This window comes from Pseudomonas sp. R76, from assembly GCF_009834565.1.
GTDB lineage: Bacteria > Pseudomonadota > Gammaproteobacteria > Pseudomonadales > Pseudomonadaceae > Aquipseudomonas.
On record NZ_CP019428.1, the window covers coordinates 1,837,017 to 1,859,593 of the forward strand.

The following is a 22,577-nucleotide window of genomic DNA, read 5'->3' on the forward strand; positions in this document are numbered from 1 at the left end:
TTATGCCGCTGGACCCTTGCCCTTATCGGTTGAATGGAGTGTTCCTCATGCAGATTTCAAAACCCGGTGTTTCGCGCACCCGCCAGGTGGTGGCGGCGGTGATCGGCAACGCGCTGGAATGGTATGACTTTATCGTTTACGGCTTTCTGGCCAGCATCATCGCCCGACAGTTTTTCCCCTCGCAGGACGAGTACGCCTCGCTGTTGATGGCCCTGGCCACCTTCGGCGTGGGCTTTTTCATGCGCCCGGTGGGCGGCATCCTGCTGGGTATCTATTCCGACCGCAAAGGCCGCAAGGCGGCGATGCAGTTGATTATCCGGCTGATGACGGTGTCCATCGCGCTGATCGCCTTTGCGCCCAATTACGCCGCCATCGGCATGGGCGCGCCGTTGCTGATCGTGGTGGCGCGCATGCTTCAAGGCTTTGCCACCGGCGGTGAATACGCGAGTGCCACGGCGTTTCTGGTGGAGAGTGCACCGGCCCATCGCAAGGGCTTGTATGGTTCCTGGCAATTGGTGGGGCAATGCCTGGCGGTGTTTGGTGGTGCGGCGATGGTGGCGCTGGCCACGTACTTTTTTTCGCCGCAAACCCTCGACCTGTGGGGCTGGCGTGTGCCGTTCGTATTGGGCTTGCTGATCGGCCCGGTGGGGCTGTGGATTCGCCGGCACATGGAAGACCCGGAAGAATTCATCCAGGCGCGCAAGCAGGCCACCGGCCCGGCGCCGAGTTTGATGGACGTGCTGCGTGAGCATCGACGCAGCATCCTGGTGTCGATGGGCCTGGCGTGCGGCGCGACGGTGTCGTTCTACGTGGTGCTGGTGAACATGCCGACCTTCGCCCACAAAAGTCTTGGCCTGCCGCTGGACCAAGTGCTGATGGTGCAGATGTTTGCGGTGGCGCTGATGACCGTGGTGATTCCGCTGTCCGGCCTGCTCTCGGATCGCCTCGGGCGGCGCCCGGTGTTGATGGCTTTCACCCTGGCCTTCTTCGTGATGGTCTACCCGTTGTATGTGTGGGTGGCCGCTGCGCCGTCCATCGAGCGTTTGCTGGTGATGCAAGTGCTGCTCTGCACGGCCATCGGCGGTTTCTTTGGCCCGGCGCCGACGGCCTTGGCCGAGCAGTTTCCTATCGAGGTGCGCTCGACCGGCGTGTCGGTGGCCTATAACGTGGCGGTAATGGTGTTCGGCGGCTTTGCGCCGTTGATCGTCACCTGGCTGACCAAAGTGCTGGGCACGCCAGTGGCGCCATCGTTTTACGTGCTGTTCGCTTGCGTGCTGACGCTGCTGGGCACTTACTGCATGCAGGAGGCACCGCGGGCGAATAGGCCGCTGCCGTTTTCAAGTGAGGTGAAGCCTTGAGCATTGTTGAGTGGGACGCGACTGAGCTGTCGCGGGCGATTCATGCGCGGCACGTGTCGTGTGAAGAGGTGATGCACGCGTACCTGGCGCAGATCCAGCGCTTCAACCCGCGCGTGAATGCGCTGGTGTCGTTGCGCGACGTCGACGACGTGCTGGCCGAGGCGCGGGCCTGTGATCGCGAACTGGCCCTGGGCCAATCGCGCGGCTGGATGCACGGCATGCCCCAGGCGATCAAGGACCTGGCCGCCACCCAGGGCTTGCGCACCACCTTGGGCTCGCCGTTGTTTGCCGAACATGTGCCCAGCGAAGATGCAATCAGCGTGGCACGGGTGCGGGCCAGCGGCGCGATCATTATCGGCAAGACCAACGTGCCGGAATTCGGCCTCGGCTCGCAGACCTACAACACCCTGTTCGGCACCACCGGCAATGCCTATGACCCACGCCGGGTGGCGGGCGGCAGCAGTGGCGGGGCGGCGGTGGCCCTGGCGCTGCGCATGCTGCCGGTGGCCGATGGCAGCGACATGATGGGCTCGCTGCGCAACCCCGCCGCGTTCAACAATGTGTTTGGCCTGCGCCCGTCGCAAGGGCGCGTGCCGCACGGGCCGATGCCGGAAGTGTTCGTGCAGCAACTGGGCACCGAAGGCCCGATGGGCCGCAGTGTGACCGATGTGGCGCGGTTGCTGAGCATCCAGGCCGGTTACGACCCGCGGGTGCCGTTGTCATCCAAAGACGACCCGACGGTGTTCGGCGAACCCTTGCAGCGCGACTTCAAAGGCGCGCGCCTGGGTTGGTTGGGGGATTACAACGGTTACCTGCCGATGGACGACGGCGTGCTGAGCCTGTGCGAATCGGCTCTTGGCGATTTCGTCACGCTGGGGTGTGAAGTAGAAAGCTGCCAGCCGGAGTTTTCCCTGGCGCGGCTATGGCGCAGTTGGCTGGTACACCGCCATTGGCTGGTGCACGGCAATCTCGGCGCGGCCTACGCCAACCCGCAAAAACGTGCGTTGCTCAAACCCGAGGCGCAATGGGAAGTGGAGGGCGGCCTGGGCCTGAGTGCCCAGCAGGTGTACCAGGCGTCGGTGGATCGCAGCGAGTGGTATCGCGCCCTGGCCAAGTTGTTCGAACGTTACGATTTCCTGTTGCTGCCCACCGCCCAGGTGTTCCCTTTCGATGCACAACAGGCGTGGCCGCGCCTCGTTGGCGGGCGCGAAATGGACACCTACCACCGCTGGATGGAGGTGGTGATCGGGCCGACACTCGCCGGTCTGCCAAGCATGAGTATCCCGGTGGGGTTCAACCCTGGCGGCTTGCCCATGGGCCTGCAGATCATCGGCCCGGCCCAGGCCGACCGCGCGGTGCTGCAATTGGCGTACGCCCATGAACAGTTGACCCAATGGGTGCAGCGCCGGCCACCGGCGTGCCTTGCATCGGGCAGTTGACGCGCAACCGGGCCTGTATCTTGCTGTGAACAATGATCATCCACCGGCAACAAGGAGATCGAACATGGGCAGCCACGCCGAGACAGGCACCGTACGGTCGGTTGAGCGCGCACTGGCAATTGTCGAATTGCTCGGTGAACACCAGGCGTTGGGGTTGGAGGAGCTGCATTATCTGACGCGCCTGCCCAAGGCCACTGTGTCGCGCATGTTGCTGACCCTGCAAGAGCAGGGTTGGGTCTATCGCGGCCTGAGCGATCGCCGTTATCGCCTGCGCGCCCAGCGCTTGTTCGGCGACACCCAGCAACGCTTCAAGCGCCAGGTGGTGGAAAGCGCCGCGCCGTGGCTGCTGGAATTGAGCGAACGCACTGGGCTGGTGGTGGATTTATCCTGTTTTGATGGCGAGCGCCTGGAGGTCATGGAAAGCGCGATCCCCAGCGTGCTGCGCAAGTTGTATCCGAACAATTGCCAGATCGTCGGCCAGCACGCCAGCCTGTTTCACTCGGCGATGGGCAAGGCGTGCCTGACGCAATTGCCCGCCGAAGAGGTGCAACGCCTGGCGGGCCGCGACCATGTGGCGGCCGATGAGCAGTTGCACACCTGCGAGCAAACCCAGCATCAGGGGTTTGGCCAGCGCACCGAAGGTTATTGGGAATACACGGTGCGCCTGCCATTCCTGATACGCGCGGTGGCGTTGCCGGTGCAGGCCAATGGGCGGCTGATCGGCAGCATGGCGTTGCACTGGCCGATGCATCAGGCGCCGGTGGAGCGTGTGTTGAACCTGCATATGGCCAGCCTTGAAGCGACGGTGCGCGATGTGCAGCGGGCGCTGGCCTGACAGTCACCGCTGAAACAAATGTGGGAGCTGGCTTTGTCAGTTACATTGCGCCCGGCACCCGGCACAGTTAAGGTTCGTCCAGGTTTTTTGCCTCACGAGTCTTTATGTTCAACGTCAAACCCCTGGCCTTCACGCTGCTGACGGCTGCCGCTCTGCCTGCCCACGCCGACTGGTACTTGGATAACGAATCCTCACGCCTGTCGTTCGTCACCACCAAAAACACCGAGATCGCCGAAGTGCAGCGTTTCCTGGTGTTGCACGGCAAGGTCGACAGCCAGGGCGCGGCGAAACTGGAGGTGGAGCTTGAGTCAATCAACAGCGGCATTCCGCTGCGCGACGAGCGCATGCGCAATGACCTGTTCCAGATCAAGGCCTTTCCTGAAGCGCTGATCAGTGCACGCATCAACCTGCAACCCATCAATGATTTGGCCCCCGGCGCGCAAGTAGAGTTGCGCCTGCCCTTGAACGTCACCCTGCACGGCAAGACCCAAACCTACAGCGCCGAGTTGCTGGCCACGCGCCTGGATGACCGGCGTTTCCAGGTGGTGACCCTGGAACCGGTGGTGTTGCATGCCGAGGATTTCGATTTGGCGCCGGGTGTGGCGGCGTTGCGTAAGGCGGCTGGGTTGAAGTCGATCAGTTTATCGGTGCCGGTGGGTGCGGTTCTGATCTTTACGGCGCGTTGAGATGAGCGGCGCGGTGTTCCCGTGGCGCAGCGCCAACCGTTTCGAGTTGCTGATCGACGGGCCACGCTTTTTCCCGCAGATGCTGGTGGCGATTGCTCGCGCCGAGCAGCACGTCGATTTGGAGTTGTACCTGGTGGAAGCCGGGGCCTGCGCCGAGGCCATGGTGCAAGCCTTGGTACTGGCCGCCGAGCGTGGCGTGCGAGTGCGCTGCCTGTTTGATGATTACGGCAGCCTGGCGTTTACCTTGGGGCTGCGTAAACGCCTGACCGACGCGGGCGTGGAGCTGCGTTTCTACAATCGCCTGAGCTGGCGGCGCTGGATGCGCAACCTGTACCGCGACCACCGCAAGCTGTTGCTGGTCGACCAGCGTATCGCCGTGGTCGGCGGAACTGGCGTGACGGATGAGTTCTGGACGCCGGGGCAGGACACGGCTGATTGGCATGAAGTAATGGTGCACATCAGCGGCCCCTTGGTGCTGGATTGGCAAGCGTTGTTCGACCGTCAGTGGCATGCGAATGCGGCGCGCCGCGAGTGGAAGCCCGCCACCCATTTCGGTTTGCCGCGCCTGCCCAAGGTGCCGGCGACCGGGCCGGGCCTGGGGCGCGTCGCGTATGCCGACGCCCGCCAGCACCGCGATATTTTGCAGTCGTTGATTCGCGCGTTGAACAGCAGCCAGCAACGCATTTGGCTGGCCACGCCGTATTTTCTGCCGACCTGGAGCGTGCGCCGCGCCCTGCGCCGTGCGGCCGGGCGCGGCGTGGATGTGCGTTTGTTGCTCACCGGGCCGCGCACCGATCACCCGTCGGTGCGTTACGCCGGGCACCGTTACTACCCGCGTTTGCTGCGTGCGGGTGTACAGATTTTTGAATACCAGCCGTGCTTTCTGCACCTCAAAATGGTGCTGGTGGATGATTGGGTCAGCATTGGCTCGTGCAATTTCGATCACTGGAATTTGCGCTTCAACCTGGAAGCCAATCTGGAAGCCTTGGACCCTGAGTTAACGCTGGCCGTGGCGGGCAGTTTCGAGCGTGATTTTGCAAAGAGCCAGGCGGTGAGCCTGGCGGCGTGGAAGGCCCGGCCGTTGTGGCGGCGGGTCAAGCAGCGGGTGTGGGGCTGGATTGATCGGTTGGTGGTGAACCTGTTGGATCGGCGGGGGTAGGGCGCCCCCGCCTTTGCTGACTAAAACTGCAATGTGTACTGCGCCGTGAGGCTTTGGTCGCGCGTGCGCTCACCGCGCTGTTGGCTGAAGCCGAAGTCCAAACTGCTGTCGCGGCTCAGGCGCGCGGTGGCGCCCAATTCCAAGCGGGTGCTGAGGCGATCCAACGGCGCACCGCTGACACTCATCACGCGGCCGCCGTCCCAGGCTGCCTGAGTGGTCGGTTGCAGGTCGCCGCTGGCATGGGTGTAGGCCAGGCCGCCACGCAGGCTCAGCCATGACGGGCCGATTTGTGCCTTGCCCAGGTCGAGGTTGACCCGCACGCCACCGGTGGTCAGGTTGAAGTTTTCCTTCGAGCCTTTGCCCTTCAGCGCAGCCATGCCGCCGCGCTCTTTGAAGCCTTCGCTGCGCTGTTGCACATTGGCCAGTTGCAGGTACGGCTGCCAGTCCCAGGCGTCATGGCTGAACGTATAGTTGGCCTCGGCAAACGTCTGCACGGTGCGGCTGGCGTATTTGGCGCTCAGGCGGTTCTCGACGCCGGGGAAGCTGACGCGGCGTTTTGTCTCGATCTCATGTTACGCATAGGCGATGCCGCCATACAGGCCGAACGCGTCCCACGTGTGGCCGGCGTGCAGGGCCAATTGGAAGGTGTCGACGCTGGCCTTGCCACGCGAACCGGCCCGCACATCCGTAAGGCCACTGCCCGCCACTACGCCCACGCGAGTGCCTTGTTCAAGTGTGTGGTCAAACCCAAGCAGCAGGCCTGTGGTGTTGTGGGCCGTGCGCGTGGTGTTGCTGTCGCCTGCAAGTTGGCCGGATTGACGCGGCAGTTGCACCCAGACGCCTTGGTTCCTGGCGTCGAGTGCGGCGACGCGGCGGTCTTGCGCCAGGCGCTGACGGTCCAGTGCGGCCTGGCGCACGACACGGCTGTTTTCAATCAGCACCGCTTGGGTGCTGGCATGCAGTTCGCCGCTCAACTGGTCCAGTGCCGAAGGCGCCTGCTCTGGAAACAGCGCGGTCAGGCGTTGCAGCAGCGGCGAAGGCTGGGATTGCGCGTCCGCAGCATTGGCGACGGCGCGTTGGTTGGGCGTCTGCGCCGCAGAAGCCAGTGACTGGCCGCGGCCAAACTCCACCAGTAAGTTATTGCCTTGCTTGACCTGGGAAACGCTGAGGAAAGGCGAGAACTCGCGGCGGTCAATCGAGGTAAATTCGCCATTCAACGCACCTTGGGCCTGCAGGATGCTGTAGCGCTGGCCCAGGTAATAGTGATTGGGTTGCGCGCTCAGGTACAGCGAGCCACCGTTGATGGAGGCCTGGTTTTGGACTTGCAGTTTGGCTGGAGCTGCCGGGCTGGTCAGCCCGGTCATCAGGGTTGAGCCGGCGGCTTGTGTGTAATCGCCCGCCACGTCCAGGGAACCGTTCAGGCGCAGCACGCCGCCGTCGACGTTGACGTCGCCCTTGAGCGCGTTGGTGCCGTCCAGCTCCAGGATGCCTTGCTTGAGCGTGGCCCCGGCGAAGCTGTTATTGCCGCTGAGGCGCAGCCAGCCGATGCCGGTTTTTTCCAGGCGACCGGGGCCGCCGATATCGTTGCGCCAATCATCCCAGGCACCGCCTTGCCAGACGATTGCGCCCCCGGCAGGGCGGTCCATGTTCACCGAGGTGTCGACGCGCAACTGGCCGGGGCCGTCGATGGCTTTTTTCAGGTTCATCAGGCCCCAGCCGTAGACGTCGTCCACACCCGGCGCGCCGAGGTCGGTGGCGGTGGTGAGCAATACGTCGCGGATTTGCGGGTTGTCGAGGTAGGGGAAGCGTTCCATCAGCAGGGCCAGGCCGCCGGTAACGTGGGGGGCGGCGAAGGAGGTGCCGGTGTCGGTCCTGTAGCCAAACTCAGGTGTATCCCCAGCGACCGTATAGCCGTTGACCCTGCCGTCGGCACCATAGGAGTACTTGACATCAATTTCACCGCTGATCGTCGACGAGGTGATGTCGGTGCCGGGGGCCGCGATGCACCAGTTTTGGCTGAACCCGCAACGGTGGGAGGCGTCATTCAACGTCAGGTCTTGTTGCAGGTTAATCACACTCAGCCAATAAGGTTCCAACTCAGGTCTTGCTCTAGGCAGGCTGGCCAGGGGTTCAGCGACCGGTGCTGTTTGCGGTGACGCGTTAGGCGCTTGTGTATTGCCGGCAGCCCAGACCTGTAGAAAACCATAGTCCAGTGACCCTCGGCCTAACGGCTGAGCTAATGTGGCAAGCCCCTTGAGGTCGGCATCCAATTCAGTTTCGTTGTCAGTCGCGGTGAAGGGTGGGCCCCAACTGTTATTGATGACCCTTACATTTTGCCCATGCAGTTGTGCGTAGGCCGCCAGTATCTCAGTTGGGCCTGCTGTTCTTTCGTACAGATACTCAGACTCGTTGGTGGCAAACCTCAGCGCACTGAAGGTACTGGCGTAGGCAACGCCGTGCATACCCGTACCTTCCCGGTTGGCCGCCACCGTCCCGGCCACATGGGTGCCGCGAAAGATGTAAGAAAAAGTATCATCCTCAACTATAATTTGAGAACGATCACCCTCGGTGAAAAAACAGCCTTCACTGGGCGACAACAGCGCTTCGCTGCTACACCCTGGGGCGTTCATCTGAACGCCGATGTGGGCCTTTCCCATGAATTCGTTGTGGCGAAGGTCGGTGCCGCTATCGTAAATGGCCACTTGCACCCCCTTGCCACTCAGGCCGCGAGCGTAGGCGAAGTCAGCGCCGATTGCCGCCAGCCCCCAGTTACTCTTGAACTCTTCACTGCGCCAGCTGGCCGCATCGTTCAGTCGGCCTTGTTCAACATAGCTCGCGGCTTCAAGCGGCATGTCCGACAAGCAGCCGAGTACACAGAGGATCAGAGCATTTCGCTTGAGTGATGATTGAACGGGCGCTTTTGCGGATGCCGTTCGGGCGTTTTCCGTGGGTGACATGGTCCACACACCTGCAAAAAAATGAGGCTGACAGGGTGTGCGAGGGGGGCGGGAGCGTGATGTAGGACTTGGCTTGTAACGAGGAGTGAAAGTTAACTTTTTGCGGAGTTTGCGCCCCCTCTTCTAAAAAGAGGGGGCTGCAACCCTTACAGCAACTCGAACGTCTGCTGCTGCACATCCTGGGAGTCGAGCCCGATCTGCACATTGAATTCGCCCGGTTCTGCGGCGAACTTGAGCTGGGTGTTGTAGAACTTCAAGTCTTCCTCGGTGATGGTGAAGTGCAACGTGCGCTCTTCACCGGCCTTGAGCATGACCTTCTGGAAGTTTTTCAGCTCCTTGATCGGGCGGATCATCGAGCCGGCCACGTCCTGGATATACAGCTGCACCACGGTTTCGCCATCGACCTTGCCGGTGTTTTTCAGCGTGACGCTGGCGTCGAGCTTGCCGGTCTTGTTCAGGGTGGTGGACGACAGTGCCATGTCCGACAGGCTGAACGTGGTGTAGCTCAGGCCATAACCGAACGGAAACAACGGCCCGGTGGTGTCATCGAAGTATTGGGAAGTGTAGTTGCCTGGCTTGCCTGGGGTGAATGGCCGGCCGATGGTCAGGTGGTTGTAGTAGGTGGGAATCTGCCCGACCGAACGCGGGAAGGTGATCGGCAGCTTGCCCGATGGGTTGTAGTCACCGAACAGCACGTCGGCGATGGCGTTGCCGCCCTCGGTGCCGGCGAACCAGGTTTCGAGGATCGCGTCGGCTTCTTTGTTCTCATCCACAATCGACAACGGGCGGCCGTTCATCAACACCAGCACCAGCGGTTTGCCGGTGGCCTTCAACGCCTTGATCAGGTCGCGCTGGCTTTGCGGGATGTTCAGGTCGGTGCGGCTCGAGGATTCATGGGACATGCCACGGGACTCACCCACGGCAGCCACCACCACATCGGCATTCTTCGCGGCTTTCACCGCTTCATCAATCAGCACCTGCGGCGCGCGGGTGTCATCCACCACTTCCGGGGCATCGAAGTTGAGGAAGTTGAGGTAGTCGACCACGGCCTTGTCGTTGGTGATGTTGGCGCCACGCGCGTAGATCACTTTGCCTTTTTCGCCGATCACCGCGTTGAGGCCGTCGAGCAGGGTGACCGATTGCGCCGGTTTGCCGGCGGCGGCCCAGCTGCCCATCATGTCGATCGGCGCCTTGGCCAGCGGGCCGACCAGGGCGATGGTCGCGGATTTTTTCAGCGGCAGGGTGTTGTTCTGGTTTTTCAGCAACACCAGGCTGCGGCGCGCGATATCGCGGGCGTCGCTACGGTGCAGGCGGCTTTCGGCGTCGGTGTCGGCCGGGTCATCCTCGGCTTTGCCGATGCGCAGGTACGGGTCCTTGAACAGGCCCATGTCGTACTTGGCGCCGAGCACTTCGCGCACGGCGTTGTCGATGTCGCTTTGTTCGATTTCGCCGGACTTGAGCAGGCCGGGCAGTTCCTTGCCGTACAGCGAGTCGTTCATGCTCATGTCGATGCCGGCCTTGATCGCCAGCTTGGCGGCTTCACGCCCGTCCTTGGCCACGCCGTGTTTGATCAGCTCGACAATTGCGCCATGGTCGCTGACGGCCAGGCCTTTGAAGCCCCAGTCTCTGCGCAGCAGGTCGTTCATCAGCCAGGTGTTGGCGGTGGCGGGTACGCCGTTGATCGAGTTCAACGCCACCATCACGCCACCGGAACCGGCCTTGATCGCCGCGTGGTAGGGCGGCAGGTAGTCCTGGTACATCTTGACCGGGCTCATGTCGACCACGTTGTAGTCGCGACCGCCTTCCACCGCGCCGTACAGGGCGAAGTGCTTGACGCTGGCCATGAGGCTGTCGGCATTGGCCGGGCTGGTGCCCTGGAAGGCCTTGACCATCACTTCGGCGATGCGCGAGACCAAATAGGTGTCTTCGCCGAAGCCTTCGGAGGTACGGCCCCAACGCGGGTCGCGGGAGATATCGACCATCGGCGCAAAGGTGATGTCGAGGCTGTCGGCGGCGGCTTCCTGGGCGGCGATGCGCCCGGAGCGGCCGATGGCGTCCATGTCCCAGCTGGAGGCCAGGGCCAGGCTGATCGGGAAAATTGTGCGGTGGCCGTGGATCACGTCATAGGCGAAGAACATCGGGATCTTCAACCGGCTGCGCATGGCCGCGTCCTGCATCGGACGGTTTTCCGGGCGGGTGATCGAGTTGAACGTGCCGCCGATGCGGCCGGCGGCGATTTCCTTGCGGATCAGCTCGCGGGGCATTTCGGGGCCGATGCTGATCAGGCGCAACTGGCCGATCTTCTCATCCAGGGTCATCTGCTTGAGCAGGTCGCTGACAAAGGCGTCCTTGTCTTTAAGCGCAGCAGGCTTTGTTTCTGCCCACACGGGGTGACTGGCCAGAGTGGCAACAAGGCCGAGCAAACACAGCTTCTTCATGAATATCCTTTTTCGGCTCACTGCACAGCGAAAATGCGCTGTTCTGCCAAAATGTGGGGAACATATGTTGTTGTTCGAGTGTTATTGCAGTAAATGCACGACACTTGTGAACTCTTATTCGCGCTGGGCATCTTTTTAGCTGATTGGCTCGACGCAATCCAGTGGTGGCGGATTATGCCCCAAGCGCGCGGTTTATAGGGTTAGTCGTCACATTCCATCCAGTTTGGGCAGGAGAAACACCATGCAAGCAGCACAAGGTTACCGCTGGGGCTTGAAAGCCGCGGCTTTGCTACTGATCAGCAGCGTGCTGAGCGGTTGCGGCATCAACACGATTCCGACCCTGGACGAACAGGCCAAGGCGGCCTGGGGCCAGGTGCAGAACCAGTACCAACGGCGCGCCGACCTGATCCCCAACCTGGTAGAAGTGGTCAAGGGCTACGCCGCCCATGAGCAAGACACCCTCACCGCCGTGATTGAAGCGCGGGCCAAGGCCACTTCGATCCAGGTCGACGCCAGTACCCTCGACAACCCGGAAAAACTCAAGCAGTTCCAGCAAGCCCAGGATGGCTTGAGCGGTGCCCTCAGCCGCTTGATGGTGGTGTCCGAGCGCTACCCGGACCTCAAAGCCAACCAGAACTTCCTGGCCCTGCAGTCCCAACTTGAAGGCACGGAAAACCGCATTGCCGTGGCCCGTCGTGACTTTATCCAGGCCGTGCAGGCGTACAACACTGAAATCCGTACCTTTCCAGGCCGCCTGTGGCACAGCGTGATGTACAGCGACTTGCCGATCCGCGCCACGTTCGAGGCCACCAGTGCCGACGCCGATAAAGCGCCGCAAGTGAAGTTCAAATAAGGCTTCTCTGAGGTGTCGATGCGTTTATTACGGATAGGCTTGGCGCTGTGGTTGCTGGCCTGCGTCGGTGCGGCCCAGGCGGCGCTGACGTTTCCGCCATTGACCGGACGGGTGGTGGACACCGCCCAGATGATCGACCCGGCGGTACGTGCGCAGATTACCCAGCAATTGCAGGCGCTGGAGCAAACCTCCGGCGACCAGATCGTGGTGGTCACCGTGCCCGACCTGCAAGGTGTGCCCATTGAGGACTACGGTTATCAATTGGGCCGCCAGTGGGGCATCGGCCAGAAGGGCAAGGACAACGGCGCGCTGTTGATCGTCGCGCGCGATGAGCACAAATTGCGCATCGAAGTCGGCTATGGCCTCGAAGGCGTGCTGACCGATGCGCAGTCGTGGGTGATCATCAACCAGGTGATCGCGCCCAAGTTCAAGGCCGGCAATTACAGCCAGGGCATCAGCGACGGCGTCTCGGCAATGGTGCAGGTGGTGGGCGGCGAGCCGCTGGCGGTGCCTGCCCATGTGGCGGATGCGAATTTTGCCAAGGATAATCCCGGGCTCTCCATCGGCTTGTTCATTCTGCTGATCGGCGTGTTGTGGCTGTGCAATCGCCTGGGCCTGCCGGTTGGCGCTATTTTGTTGGCTATTCTCAGCAGCAGTGGGCGCGGTGGCGGCGGTGGGGGCGGCGGCGGTGGTGGCTTCAGAGGCGGCGGTGGTGGTTTCGGCGGCGGTGGTGCCTCAGGTGGCTGGTAATGACAATAACTAGAAAGGGGCATCTACAACCATGGCATTACTGAGTGAGCACGAGCAACGGCAAGTCGCCGAGGCGATCGCCCGCGTCGAAAGAAACACCGATGCCGAACTGGTGACGGTGCTGGCGGCCCGTGCCGACGATTACGCCTACATCCCGCTGTTGTGGGCCAGCCTGATCGCCCTGGTGGTGCCCGGCGTGGTGCATTACTTGTCGGGTTACCTGACCATGTACACCTTGTTGTTGGCGCAGTGGGCGACATTCATCGTGTTGTGCCTGGTGTTTCGCCTGCCCAAGGTCACCACCCGCTTGATCCCGCGTTCGGTACGGCACTGGCGCGCGTCCAACCTGGCGCGTCGGCAGTTTCTGGAACAGAACCTGCACCACACAGTGGGCGGCACCGGCGTGCTGATTTTTGTCAGCGAGGCCGAGCGCTATGTGGAGATCCTGGTGGACGAGGGCATTTCCAAGCGGCTGGATGACAGCAGTTGGGATGGCATCGTCACGGCGTTTACCCAGCAGGTGAAACAGGGGCACACGTTGGCCGGGTTTGTTGCCTGTATTGAGGCGTGTGGGGAATTGCTCAAGGTGCATGTGCCGGTGACGCAGACCCGTAATGAGCTGCCGAACCGGTTGATCGTGCTGGAATAACCCACACCACTCAGAACTCATAGGGGAGCTGCTTTTCTGTGGGAGCCGGGCTTGCCCGCGATGGCATCACCTCGGTTTGCCTGATGGACCGAGTTGGCTGCATCGCAGGCAAGCCAGCTCCCACAGAAAAGCAGTTCCACATTTGATTGGCGGCGGCTGAGCGACCGTTGATCAAATAACCCCGTGCCCTAAACCCTTATCCCCCCTAAAATGCCCGGCATTCCCAGCCCGAGGCGTTTTTGTTCATGTCCGTCACCGCTCAACCTGCCCGCCCTGCGCCGGATCATCACGCCCAGTTCATCGAGCTGCTGAGCGCAAGCCTGGCGCAGAACGCGTTTATCAAGCTGGTGCTGGCCAAGTACGTCGGCGAAGAGGCCGAGCTGCAACGGCTGATCATCAAACCCGTGACGGTCAAGGAGCAGGCGTGCCTGTCCTTCGTCTACCGCTACAAGACCCGCGACATCACCAAGAACTTGCCCCTGGCCGATGGCGTGGCGGCGATTGCCGCGCTGCTGCCGGCGTCGTTCAAGAATGCGCACTTGCTGTCGCTGACCGACGAAGCCCAGCTGGAATACAGCAAGAAGAACAAAAGCTCGCTGTTCAAAAGCAAGCCGCAGCAATTGCGTGAGGCGCCGTCCGCCGAGCACAACCGTGAGAAGAATCGCTTCCTCGACCTGAGCCGGCCATTCCTCGCCGACCTTGGCGTGACCGATGCCAAGCAGGCGCTGATCCCGTCGATGTCGCGCAAGTGGAAGCAGATCAACAAGTTCATCGAAGTGTTCAGCCATGCGCTGACCTCGTCGCCGCTGAAGCTCGACCAGCCGGTGCGCGTCGCCGACTTTGGTTCGGGCAAGGGCTACCTGACGTTCGCCATTCACGATTACCTGCGCAACACCCTCAAGGCCGAGGGCGAAGTGACCGGCGTGGAATTGCGCGAAGACATGGTGACCCTGTGCAACACCGCCGCCGCGCGCCTGGAACATCCGGGGCTGGTGTTCAAGTGCGGTGACGTGCGCAGCGTGGCGCCGAGCGAGCTGGACGTGATGATCGCGCTGCATGCCTGTGACATTGCCACCGACTACGCGATCCACACCGGCATCCGTTCCGGCGCGTCGATCATCATGTGCTCGCCGTGCTGCCACAAACAGATTCGCCTGCAGATCCAGAGCCCGGTGCTGCTCAAGCCGATGCTGCAATACGGCCTGCACCTGGGCCAGCAGGCGGAAATGGTCACCGACAGCCTGCGCGCGTTGTACCTCGAAGCCTGCGGTTACGAGACCAAGGTGTTCGAGTTCATCTCGTTGGAGCACACCAACAAGAACAAGATGATCCTGGCGGTGAAGCGCAACGAGCCGGTGGACAATGCGCAGTTGCTGGAGAAAATCCAGGAATTGAAGGCGTTCTACCACATCAGCGAGCACTGCCTGGAAACGCTGTTGCGCGCGGATGGCTATTTAGGCTGAACACAGAACCAAAATGTGGGAGCTGGGCTTGCTCGCGAATGCGGTGCATCAGTCGCCTAATAGGTTGGATGACACTCCGCTTTCGCGAGCAAGCCCGCTCCCACATTTAGACCGCATTTATCTTTGAGGTCGGCGCAGGCTGCACCGCCGTCTTGCGCCCCAGCATTACCGTCACGATGACCCCACAGGCAAACAGCCACGTAATCGGCTCGATATGCTCACCAAAGAACAACGCCGAAAAGGCGATGGTGAAGAAGATCTGCAACAGCTGAATCTGGCTGACCCGCGCAATCCCGCCCATCGCCAGCCCGGCGTACCAGGCGAAGAAGCCCAGGAATTGCGAGAACAGCGACACATACCCGAACGCCCACCAGGTGCGCATGGAAATTGCGCCTTGATGCTGCGCCGCCAAGTACCACACCGGGCCGATCAACACGGGTGTGGACAGCACCAGCGCCCAGCAGATCACCTGCCAGCCGCCCATCTCCTTGGCCAACCCGCCTCCTTCGGCATAGCCCAGGCCACCCACGGCAATCGCGCCGAGCATCAACAAATCCCCCGCCTGGATACTGCCCGCACCGGTGATCAGCGCATAACTCAGCACCAATGCACTGCCCAGCGCCGCGCAGGCCCAGAAGGCTTTCGACGGCCGCTCGTGGGACAGCCACGCCGCGTACAGCGCCACGCACAATGGCTGCAGGCCGTTGACCAGCGCGCCATGGGAGGCCGGCAAGGTTTGCATGGCCCAGGCCGACAGCACCGGGAAGCCGAGGATCACGCCAGCGATCACCAGGCACAGGCCGCGCACCTGGCGCCAGGTCGGCCAGCGCTCGCGGCGCCACAGCAACAGCGCCGCCGCCGGGACCGCCGCGAACAAGGCGCGGCCCAGGCCGTTGAGCAACGGGTGGATTTCCTGCACGACGATGCGGGTGAAGGGCAGCGTGAGGCTGAAGATGATGACGCCCAGCAGGCCGAGGGCCATGCCGGTGTTTTCGCGCGAGCTCATGATGGGGACCGAAATCTGGAGGGCTTCAAGGAAAGCCCATCTAGCCACAACCCCCTGTGATCGGGGGCCTACAGATGGGTGCGGATTTATCCGTACAGTTTCGGCAGGCTCTGGGGATAACCTGTGTGAGCTGGCTTGCCTGCGATAGCATCACCGCGGTCTATGCGTAAGACCGAGGTGCCTGTATCGCAGGCAAGCCAGCTCCCACATTGACCGTGCTAGCCTTAGAAAAACCGCGTGATGCTGATCTTCGCATCGCGGCCCTTGGTGTAGGCGCGGTCGCCGCTCAAGGCCGGGCGGAAGTTGTTGTTGAACAGGTTGTCCACGGTGAAATTCACCTCGGTGCCTTTCAGGTAAGCCTGTTGCGGTTTCCATTTGGCGAACAGGCCTTGGGTGTTGTAGGCCTTGTTGCCGTATTGGTCGTAGAACAGGTCGCCCACACTGCTGCCCGGGCCGCCGGAATATTTGTCACTGGGCAAGCGATCGGTCGCGCCGATGAACTGGCCCATCCAGCCCACCTGGGCATCCCAGGCCGGAATATTGGTGCCCAGTACCAGCACCCATTTGGTCGGTGGAATATCGCGGGCCGGCACGTCCGGGCCCCACGGGTTGGTGTAGGCGCCTTCGTGTTCGCCCTTGGCGTAGGCGAGCGACACCGAGCCGAACAGGTAGGTGGAGTTGTAGAACGATTCCAGCTCAAAGCCCTTGATGGTCAGGCCACCGATGTTGCGGTAGTTGGACATCGCTCCCGGCGGGCAGGCGTTGGAAATCGTGCCGCCATTGACGGCCTGGTTTTGGCAGCCGACGCCGGTGGCCTTGAAGATTTCGTCTTCGACCTTGTTGTGGAACAAGGTGGTGCGCACTTGCAGGTTGTCGTCCTGGGCGATCAGGTGATCGAAGCTGAAGACGCTGCCCACGGTGATCGAGGTGATGCGCTCCGGGTCCAGGTCGACGCTGGTAGCGGTGCGGCTGCCCAGGCCTTGCACCTCGTATTGTTCGTCGATGACCGGCGCGCGCCAGGTCTTGCTCCAGTTGGCGAACAGCCCCAGGTGTGGGGTGACGTTCCAGAACAGCGCCAGGCGCGGCGACCAGCCGGTGTAGGTGCGGTCGCTGTAATCGTGGCCAACGGCCGGGTCGGGATTGTTGTAGTACGGCGCGTCGTTGCCTTCGCCGCGATTGCGCACATGGTCGTATCGCAGCGACGGCGTAATCGTCACATCGCCCACCGTGACCGCATCCTGGACAAAGAAACTGTTGGTATCGACCTTGCCGTGGGGCATGAGACCCGGCTGGAAATGCCCGTAGTTGTAGCGCGCGGTGTTGTAGGTGGAACCGGGCATCCACATGTCGGTTTCGCGGATGTGCTTGCGAATTTGCCCGCCGACGGTCACCGCATGTTGCAGCGGCCCGGTGTCAAACAGGCTGACGTTACGGATGTCGAGGTTCTTGTCGGTGTAGCCGGTGTCCATCTGGCGCCCGCCGGTGGCCAGCTGGAAAAATGCGGTGGCGTCACGGGCGTCGGTCTGGTCGGTGTTGGACTGCGAATACTTGACGGTCAGGTCCACCAGCGGGTTGTCCAGCGGCGTGTATTCATACTTGCCCGACCACGTGGTGTCGGTGGTGTCGCGGTGCGCTAAAAAACGTTTCAACGCGTTTTCGTAGCCGTAGCGGTTGATATTGGCCTGGGTCGGCGGTGTCGGGTAGCTGGCGGCGGAGAAGGGTGTCCAGCGATTGCTGTGGGAGCGCGAGTAGGACAAGCCGACACTGTGCTCTTCGGTGAAGTGCGCATTGACCTTGAACAGTTTGCCGTCCACGTCCTGGGCGCTGTTGGGCAGGCGCTGAGGGTTGATGGGGTACTCGTTGTTCTCGTTAGGCAGCTTGGCCGCGACCTTCATATCGCCGCCGTCGCGTTGGGTCAGGTAGGCCAGCGCGTCGAAGCGGCCGTCGTCGGTACGGCCATACACGGCGCTGCTGTAGACCTGTTCGTGGTCGTTGCTGGAGTAACCATATTTAAGCATCGCGCCGCTGTTGCGGCCGTCCTGCAGCAGGTCCGGGGCATCTTTGGTGGTCATGTTGACCGTGCCGCCAAACCCGCCGTTGCCGGTGAACGGCGAGTTGGGGCCTTTCTCCACTTCGATGCTTTTGATCAGCTCGGGCTCGATAAAGACCGTGCCTTGCTGGTAGCGCTCGAAGCCGGTCTTGGTGGCGCCGTCGACGGTCATCGGCACGTCTTCGGCATCGCCGAAACCACGGATGTTGATGGTCTGGCCGCCGGGTTTCAGCGAGCCGCCCTGGCTCACGCCGGGCAAGGTCTGCAGCAGGCTGGGGATGTTATTGGACTGGTAACGGTCGATGTCGGCCTGGGTCATGGTCGAGCGGTTGACGGTGCTGGAGTCGACTTCGTTATCGGTGCCGATCACGCTGAGCGCGTCGAGTTGGATGGCGCCGCTGTGGGTGGTCTTGCCCTCGTCGGGGCGTACCACGTAGGTGCTGCCGACTTTGATCAGGGTGAACTCGCCGTTTTTCAGCAAGGTGCGAATCGCCACTTCCGGGGTGAAGTCGCCATTGAGTGCCGGCGCTTGCACGTTCTTGAGCAGTGTTTCATCGAACAGCAGCTGGATTTTTGCCTGCTGCGCCACTTGGCTCAGGGACGTGGCCAGCGACTGGGCGGGCAGTTGCAACGTGAACGACTCGGCCTGGGCGCTGAGGCTGAACGCCAGGCAGGTGGCGATCAGGGTCGGTCGAAGAAACAGGTGCGAAGCGTGGCAAGGCGCGCGAAACATGAAATCCCCCGGGGTGGCCAAGTGGCCGAAAAGGTGTGCGTATCAAACACAGTCGGGAGGAAGACGGGGCAGGCCAAAAAATCCACACATGCGAATGCAAAATATTCTCAAGTGAGTGCCTGACGCAATTATTTGCTCGGTTCGATTCTGACAACGCCATCGGCTGAGGCCACGGTTTTCACCGGTAGCAGGGCAGGCAGGGCGTTGAGCAGGGCGTCCGGATCATTCACATCAAGGTTGCCCGAGACCTTCAATTGCGCCACGGACTTGCTGACTTGCAGCGGTGCCTGGGGCCGGTAGAGGCTCAGCTCATCAATCAGGCTGGCCAGGTCGCGGTTGCGAAAGGACAGATGCCCGCTGCGCCAATCCGCCACTTCTTCAGCCGTGAGGGTTTGGTGTTGCACGGTGCCCTTGGCGTAGCTGTAGGTAGCGCGTTGCTGGGCGCCGAGCAAGGTCACCGGGCTTTTGGCGTCCGGCTCGAAGGCGACCTGGCCATGGGCCACGCTGACCACCAGTTGCTGCTGGCTGCGGCGCACATCGAAACCGGTGCCGACCACGCGCACGTTGGCCTCGCCGGCTTGCACATACAGCGGGCGCTCCTTGTCGGCGGCGACTTCGATGTACAGCTGGCCCTTGTCCAAATGAAGGATGCGTTGATGGGCGCTGAATTCCACCCGCACGCGCGTATTGGCATTCACGTACAACGTGCTGCCATCGGGCAGGTTTAACGTACGCATGCCTTTGGCATGCGCGGCGATCTGGCTGTGGTAGAGCTCGCGAGGCGCACCGATGTGCGTGGCCAACAGCGCACAGACCAGCGCAGCAGCCACAGCCAGGGCAGGGCGCCAGGCCGAGGGTTTGCGCTTGGGCAGCGGCAGCGGTTTGTTCAATTGCTGCAGTTGGCCGAGGTCGGCCCACAGTTGTTCAAACTCGGCATAGGCGCGGGCATGTGCAGGCTCGGCCTGCCAGGCGGCAAAGGCCTTGCGGTCGGCTCGCCCCGCTTCGCTACGGTTGCGGGCAAACCAGCTGGCGGCTTGGGCATCGATGGAGTCGCTCGCTTCGATGTTCAAGGCGTCGATGTCGCTCAGGCGGTTCATTCTGGCTGCTCCGTGCCGGGTTCTTGTTGAAGGCGTCGCTTGCAATGCAGCAGGGCAAAAGCGATGTGCTTTTCCACCATGCTGGTCGAAATACCCATGCGCTCGGCGATCTGCGCCTGGCTCAGGCCTTCGAAGCGGTGCAGCATAAGGGCTTCTCGCCTGCGGGGCGAGAGTTCGGCGAGGACTTCTTTCAACTGTTCCAGGCGTTGCAAGCGCTGCGCGGCGGCCATGGGCTCGTTTTGCTCATCGATGACCGGCTCGGCGTCCCTTTCGGCCGGGTCAAGGTGGACGGTCTGCCGTACCTTCTGTTTACGCCAGTGATCGCGCAACAGGTTGCGCGCCATCTGGAACAGAAACGCCCGTGGCTGCTCGACCTTGGCCCGGTCGCGGTAATCCAGCCATTGGGCAAAGACATCCTGGGTCATGTCCGCCGCGTCGCTGGCGTTGTCCGTGCGTTTGCGCAGGAAATACAGAATATCTGCATAAAACCCGCGAAAGGCATCGGCCGACAACGGGTCGGGCTTGGGACGAGACATGGATATCCTTCTTGACGAAGCACGACGTAGAAAAGTCGCGAATGATATCGAGAATTATTGTCATTTGTCTCTATGTAAAGCGTGTACCCAATCAAATGTGGGAGCTGGCTTGCCTGCGATGGCGATGGTGACTGCACCACCGCTATCGCAGGCAAGCCAGCTCCCACAGGAGGCCACGCCTCTAGCGCAGCAATGTCCTTAGTTGCTCGATCCCCGCTTCACCCAACGGGAACACCGGCAAGCGTGGATCACCTGCTTCCAACCCGGTCAAACGCAACCCGGCCTTGATCGTCGCCGGCAAACCACCCTTGAGGATGAATTCCAGCAGCGGCAATTGGCGATAGAACAGTTCCCGCGCCAGTGTCAGGTCGTTGGCCAGCACCGCGTCATACAACGCCAGGTTGAGCTGCGGGATCAGGTTCGGCGCCGCCGTGCACCAACCCTTGGCGCCGGCCGCGAAGGCTTCCAGGGCCAGCGGGTTGCAGCCGTTGTAGAACGGCACGTCGCTGTGGCGATGCAACTGGTGCATGCGTTGAATATCACCGGTGCTCTCCTTGACCATGGTCACGTTCGCCACCTGCTTGACGATGCGCAGGATCAAGTCCACCGACATGTCGGTGCCGCTGGTGGCCGGATTGTTATAGAGCATGATCGGCACGCCGACGCTGTCGCCAATCGCCGCATAATGGGCGAGGATTTCCGCCTCGCTGAGTTTCCAATAGGACGCGGGCAACACCATCACCACATCGGCGCCATTGGCCTCGGCGTAACGCGCACGGCGCACGGCCTTGGCGGTGGTCAGGTCGGACACGCTGACAATCGTCGGCACGCGCCTGGCGATTTTTGCCAGGCTGTAGGCGCTGACTTCATCCCACTCGGCATCGCTCAAATACGCACCTTCGCCCGTGCTGCCCAAGGGCGCGATGGCGTGCACGCCGCTGTCGATCAAGCGGTCGATGGAGCGGCCGAGGGCGTCGAGGTCAATGCGCTGGCCGTCGGCGCTGAATGGGGTGATGGTGTAGCCGATGATGCCGTGAATAGTTGGGTTGGACATAAAGGAGTCTCCGCTCGGAATAGGGCAATCAGTTCAGGCAATCGGCGTGTTGTCGCAGGTTCTGCCGGGCGTAGTAGTTGAACGCGGCGCCGTGGCGCTTGGGCTTGGAGATCCAGTCATGCGCCTCGCGGCCCAGTTCCGGCAGGATCGGCTTGATCGTCCCGGCTGCCATCGCCAGCAACTGCAACTTGGCCGCGCGCTCGATCAACTGCGCGATCACGCAGGCTTCTTCGATGCTCGCCCCAGTGGCCAGCTGACCGTGGTGCGAGAGCAGGATCGCGCGTTTGTCGCCCAGCGCCGTGGTGATGATTTCACCTTCTTCGTTGCCCACCGGAACCCCCGGCCAGGCCTCCAGAAATGCACAGTCTTCATACAGCGGGCAGAGGTCCATGTGCGACACCTGCAGCGGCACTTCGAGCATCGACAGCGCGGCGATATGCGTGGGATGCGTATGGATGATGCAGTTCACATCCGGCCGCCCACGGTACACCCAGGTGTGAAACCGGTTGGCCGGGTTGGGAATGCCGTGGCCTTCCAGCACTTCAAGATCCTCGTTGACCAGCAGCAGGTTGCTGGCAGTGATCTCATCAAAACCCAGGCCCAGTTGCTGAGTGTAATAGGTGCCGGGCGTGGGCCCGCGTGCGGTGATTTGCCCGGCCAGGCCGGAGTCATGGCCGTGTTCGAACAGGATGCGACACGTGAGCGCCAGCTTTTGCCGGTCGGTCCACGTATTATCCGCCAGGGTGTTTTGCATCTGCATCAGTGCTTGCTTGACCAGTTGGTCTTTGGGGAGTGCTAATGTCTTGGCCATATCGGTGTCCTTTGGGTGGTGCATGGACGTCGGGTTTGCTGCTCTCCCGCTGCTCGCAAGGTCGTTGGGTGAACGCAAATGACACTAAAGATGCTATATGACACATTGTGTCATTGGCAAGTGAAGCGCTGGCTTTTCTGCATGGATTAATCGCAGCACATGTCTATCCGTTTGAAATTACTGAGAAAAAAACTTGGAGTAACCCTGGAGTCCCTGGCTGAAAAATCCGGGATGACCAAGAGTTATCTGTCCAAGGTCGAACGCGGGCTCAACACGCCGTCAATTGCCGCCGCGTTGAAATTGGCCAAGGCGTTGAACGTGAAGGTTGAAGAACTGTTCAGCGAAGACAACATCAGCCTCGACAGCTACAGCCTGGTGCGCAGCCACGAGCGGCCCGACACCGCGCCGGGTTATGCGGTGCTGGCCCATCAGGTCAGTGAGCGCAGCCTGCTGCCGTTCATCATCTACCCGCCGGCGGAGTTCACCGACAAGACGTTCAAGGAGCACGTGGGAGAGGAGTTTCTGTTCGTGCATGAAGGCCAGGTGGAGGTGGATTTCATGAGCGAACGGGTAATCCTGAATCGGGGTGATGCGCTGCACTTCAATGCGCAAAAACCCCACCGAATTCGCTCGGTGGGCGAGGCGCAGGCGCAGTTGTTGGTGGTGGTGCACAGCGCCGAAGAATGACCGTGTTTCCAAGTTG

Annotated in this window: 17 protein-coding genes and 1 pseudogene; 10 read left to right on the forward strand and 8 right to left on the reverse strand. The window is 61.8% G+C overall.

Translation table 11 applies throughout. From position 1 onward, the window contains the following. The first annotated feature begins 47 nt into the window (after positions 1-47). From PspR76_RS08320 to PspR76_RS08340, 5 genes are all read left to right on the forward strand, one after another. Positions 48-1,358 carry a citrate-proton symporter gene (locus PspR76_RS08320; RefSeq protein WP_159954761.1) on the forward strand — a complete coding sequence of 437 codons (1,311 nt, stop codon included), beginning with the start codon at positions 48-50 and terminating at the stop codon, positions 1,356-1,358. Beyond that, complete coding sequence (locus tag PspR76_RS08325) at positions 1,355-2,797, forward strand: amidase (RefSeq protein WP_159954762.1); 1,443 nt, start codon at positions 1,355-1,357, stop codon at positions 2,795-2,797. The genes PspR76_RS08320 and PspR76_RS08325 overlap by 4 nt, the downstream gene beginning before the upstream one ends. Positions 2,798-2,861: 64 nt before the next feature. Then, positions 2,862-3,632, forward strand: a complete 771-nt coding sequence (locus PspR76_RS08330) for an IclR family transcriptional regulator (RefSeq protein WP_159954763.1) — start codon at positions 2,862-2,864, stop codon at positions 3,630-3,632. A 104-nt stretch (positions 3,633-3,736) separates the two neighbouring features. Next, a complete protein-coding gene (locus tag PspR76_RS08335; protein ID WP_159954764.1) occupies positions 3,737-4,318 on the forward strand; it encodes a YceI family protein in 582 nt (193 codons plus the stop codon). 1 nt (position 4,319) lies between these two features. Further along, entirely contained in the window at positions 4,320-5,477 is a 1,158-nt protein-coding gene (locus PspR76_RS08340) for a phospholipase D-like domain-containing protein (protein WP_159954765.1), read from the forward strand. A gap of 20 nt (positions 5,478-5,497) precedes the next feature. Here the strand turns inward: PspR76_RS08340 and PspR76_RS08350 are convergent. Both PspR76_RS08350 and bglX read right to left on the reverse strand, forming a co-directional pair. Then, positions 5,498-8,434: pseudogene (locus PspR76_RS08350) on the reverse strand (autotransporter domain-containing protein). A 146-nt stretch (positions 8,435-8,580) separates the two neighbouring features. Beyond that, complete coding sequence (gene bglX / locus PspR76_RS08355; protein WP_159954767.1) at positions 8,581-10,872, reverse strand: beta-glucosidase BglX; 2,292 nt, start codon at positions 10,870-10,872, stop codon at positions 8,581-8,583. A gap of 241 nt (positions 10,873-11,113) precedes the next feature. Between bglX and PspR76_RS08360 the strand changes: the two genes are divergently transcribed. From PspR76_RS08360 to PspR76_RS08375, 4 genes are all read left to right on the forward strand, one after another. Next, positions 11,114-11,725 carry a LemA family protein gene (locus PspR76_RS08360; protein WP_094953058.1) on the forward strand — a complete coding sequence of 204 codons (612 nt, stop codon included), beginning with the start codon at positions 11,114-11,116 and terminating at the stop codon, positions 11,723-11,725. An 18-nt stretch (positions 11,726-11,743) separates the two neighbouring features. Then, entirely contained in the window at positions 11,744-12,475 is a 732-nt protein-coding gene (locus tag PspR76_RS08365; protein ID WP_159954768.1) for a TPM domain-containing protein, read from the forward strand. A gap of 31 nt (positions 12,476-12,506) precedes the next feature. Beyond that, positions 12,507-13,124: a TPM domain-containing protein gene (locus PspR76_RS08370; protein ID WP_159954769.1), complete on the forward strand. Its 618-nt coding sequence runs from the start codon at positions 12,507-12,509 to the stop codon at positions 13,122-13,124. Between the two features lie 245 nt (positions 13,125-13,369). Further along, the gene (locus tag PspR76_RS08375; RefSeq protein WP_159954770.1) at positions 13,370-14,587 is read left to right on the forward strand and encodes a class I SAM-dependent methyltransferase; all 1,218 of its coding nucleotides are present in this window, start codon (positions 13,370-13,372) and stop codon (positions 14,585-14,587) included. Positions 14,588-14,693: 106 nt separating this feature from the next. Here the strand turns inward: PspR76_RS08375 and PspR76_RS08380 are convergent, their stop codons facing one another. The 6 genes from PspR76_RS08380 to PspR76_RS08405 form a co-directional block, all read right to left on the reverse strand. After that, a complete protein-coding gene (locus PspR76_RS08380) occupies positions 14,694-15,593 on the reverse strand; it encodes a DMT family transporter (protein ID WP_159954771.1) in 900 nt (299 codons plus the stop codon). A 224-nt stretch (positions 15,594-15,817) separates the two neighbouring features. Beyond that, positions 15,818-18,376, reverse strand: a complete 2,559-nt coding sequence (locus PspR76_RS08385; RefSeq protein WP_159954772.1) for a TonB-dependent receptor — start codon at positions 18,374-18,376, stop codon at positions 15,818-15,820. Positions 18,377-18,504: 128 nt separating this feature from the next. Further along, positions 18,505-19,473 (reverse strand): FecR family protein, encoded by a 969-nt coding sequence (locus PspR76_RS08390; protein ID WP_159954773.1) that lies wholly within the window; start codon positions 19,471-19,473, stop codon positions 18,505-18,507. Further along, positions 19,470-20,009 (reverse strand): RNA polymerase sigma factor, encoded by a 540-nt coding sequence (locus tag PspR76_RS08395; protein ID WP_159954774.1) that lies wholly within the window; start codon positions 20,007-20,009, stop codon positions 19,470-19,472. The genes PspR76_RS08390 and PspR76_RS08395 overlap by 4 nt, the downstream gene beginning before the upstream one ends. Positions 20,010-20,190: 181 nt before the next feature. Continuing rightward, complete coding sequence (locus PspR76_RS08400) at positions 20,191-21,063, reverse strand: dihydrodipicolinate synthase family protein (RefSeq protein ID WP_159954775.1); 873 nt, start codon at positions 21,061-21,063, stop codon at positions 20,191-20,193. A gap of 28 nt (positions 21,064-21,091) precedes the next feature. Further along, entirely contained in the window at positions 21,092-21,874 is a 783-nt protein-coding gene (locus PspR76_RS08405) for an aldolase (RefSeq protein WP_159954776.1), read from the reverse strand. A gap of 159 nt (positions 21,875-22,033) precedes the next feature. On the opposite strand from PspR76_RS08405, the gene PspR76_RS08410 reads away from it, so the two are divergent. Then, positions 22,034-22,561 carry a helix-turn-helix domain-containing protein gene (locus PspR76_RS08410; protein WP_159954777.1) on the forward strand — a complete coding sequence of 176 codons (528 nt, stop codon included), beginning with the start codon at positions 22,034-22,036 and terminating at the stop codon, positions 22,559-22,561. The last annotated feature ends 16 nt before the right edge of the window (positions 22,562-22,577 follow it).

What these genes read in the sequence shown, in the direction of transcription:
- PspR76_RS08330 (WP_159954763.1), top strand. Translation starts at nt 2,862, where the DNA reads ATGGGCAGCCACGCCGAGACAGGCACCGTACGGTCGGTTGAGCGCGCA.
- PspR76_RS08380 (WP_159954771.1), bottom strand. Translation starts at nt 15,593, where the DNA reads ATGAGCTCGCGCGAAAACACCGGCATGGCCCTCGGCCTGCTGGGCGTC.
- PspR76_RS08375 (WP_159954770.1), top strand. Translation starts at nt 13,370, where the DNA reads ATGTCCGTCACCGCTCAACCTGCCCGCCCTGCGCCGGATCATCACGCC.
- PspR76_RS08410 (WP_159954777.1), top strand. Translation starts at nt 22,034, where the DNA reads ATGTCTATCCGTTTGAAATTACTGAGAAAAAAACTTGGAGTAACCCTG.
- PspR76_RS08320 (WP_159954761.1), top strand. Translation starts at nt 48, where the DNA reads ATGCAGATTTCAAAACCCGGTGTTTCGCGCACCCGCCAGGTGGTGGCG.
- PspR76_RS08405 (WP_159954776.1), bottom strand. Translation starts at nt 21,874, where the DNA reads ATGGCCAAGACATTAGCACTCCCCAAAGACCAACTGGTCAAGCAAGCA.
- PspR76_RS08340 (WP_159954765.1), top strand. Translation starts at nt 4,320, where the DNA reads ATGAGCGGCGCGGTGTTCCCGTGGCGCAGCGCCAACCGTTTCGAGTTG.
- PspR76_RS08335 (WP_159954764.1), top strand. Translation starts at nt 3,737, where the DNA reads ATGTTCAACGTCAAACCCCTGGCCTTCACGCTGCTGACGGCTGCCGCT.
- PspR76_RS08385 (WP_159954772.1), bottom strand. Translation starts at nt 18,376, where the DNA reads ATGTTTCGCGCGCCTTGCCACGCTTCGCACCTGTTTCTTCGACCGACC.
- PspR76_RS08365 (WP_159954768.1), top strand. Translation starts at nt 11,744, where the DNA reads ATGCGTTTATTACGGATAGGCTTGGCGCTGTGGTTGCTGGCCTGCGTC.
- PspR76_RS08400 (WP_159954775.1), bottom strand. Translation starts at nt 21,063, where the DNA reads ATGTCCAACCCAACTATTCACGGCATCATCGGCTACACCATCACCCCA.
- PspR76_RS08360 (WP_094953058.1), top strand. Translation starts at nt 11,114, where the DNA reads ATGCAAGCAGCACAAGGTTACCGCTGGGGCTTGAAAGCCGCGGCTTTG.
- PspR76_RS08370 (WP_159954769.1), top strand. Translation starts at nt 12,507, where the DNA reads ATGGCATTACTGAGTGAGCACGAGCAACGGCAAGTCGCCGAGGCGATC.
- PspR76_RS08390 (WP_159954773.1), bottom strand. Translation starts at nt 19,473, where the DNA reads ATGAACCGCCTGAGCGACATCGACGCCTTGAACATCGAAGCGAGCGAC.
- PspR76_RS08395 (WP_159954774.1), bottom strand. Translation starts at nt 20,009, where the DNA reads ATGTCTCGTCCCAAGCCCGACCCGTTGTCGGCCGATGCCTTTCGCGGG.
- bglX (WP_159954767.1), bottom strand. Translation starts at nt 10,872, where the DNA reads ATGAAGAAGCTGTGTTTGCTCGGCCTTGTTGCCACTCTGGCCAGTCAC.